Source organism: Halomonas sp. SpR1 (assembly GCF_031010175.1).
Classification (GTDB): Bacteria; Pseudomonadota; Gammaproteobacteria; order Pseudomonadales; family Halomonadaceae; genus Vreelandella.
The window spans coordinates 1-645 of record NZ_JAUAMB010000094.1 but is presented as its reverse complement, the minus strand read 5'-3'; the positions used below and the strand labels follow the sequence as shown (position 1 = coordinate 645).

Below are 645 nucleotides of genomic sequence, written 5' to 3'. Positions count from 1 at the left end.
GCGTTTCCATTGCCGCCAGATCAGGCCGCGTAAGCGGCGGCGTATCCATTGATCCAGCGCTTCCAGCGGGCGCTTTACATCAACGAGGTCAAAGTAGTTGGCCCAACCCCGCAGGACGGGTTCCAACCCCTTGATCACTCGCTGGATGTGACGCCCCCTCCCACGCTTCAGGATCTCACGGACACGCTGCATCATTCGCTTCAGGCTGCTCTTGGCTAGCGTCAGTTTCGACTGCTTGTGCCGAGTAAGACTGTAGCCCAGGTAGCCGCGTTTCCATGGCCGATCCACCGCACTTTTCGTACGGTTGACCGTCAGCCGAAGTGAGCTCTCGAGATACTCACTCAAGCTTTCCATGACACGCTCGCCTGCTCGCCGACTTTTGACATACACCTGCACGTCATCAGCGTAGCGGCAGAAGCGGTGGCCTCGGCGTTCCAGCTCCTTGTCCATGTCGTCCAGCAGGATGTTCGCCAGCAGCGGGCTGAGTGGCCCGCCTTGGGGCGCTCCCTGCCGTCTTGGCGTGGGCAAGCCGTGCTGGAACATGCCCGCCTCCAGATAGCGGCGGATAAGACGCAGCACGCGCTTGTCGTCAACGCGCCGCGCCACCCGTGCCATCAGCAGGTCGTGGTTCACTCGGTCGAAGAA

At 61.4% G+C, this 645-nt stretch carries 1 protein-coding gene; it reads right to left on the bottom strand.

The annotated features are described in order from the left end of the window. Window positions 1–645, bottom strand: a 645-nt coding sequence (locus QT231_RS24285; protein WP_308339331.1) for a group II intron maturase-specific domain-containing protein, incomplete at both ends; no start/stop codon positions are given.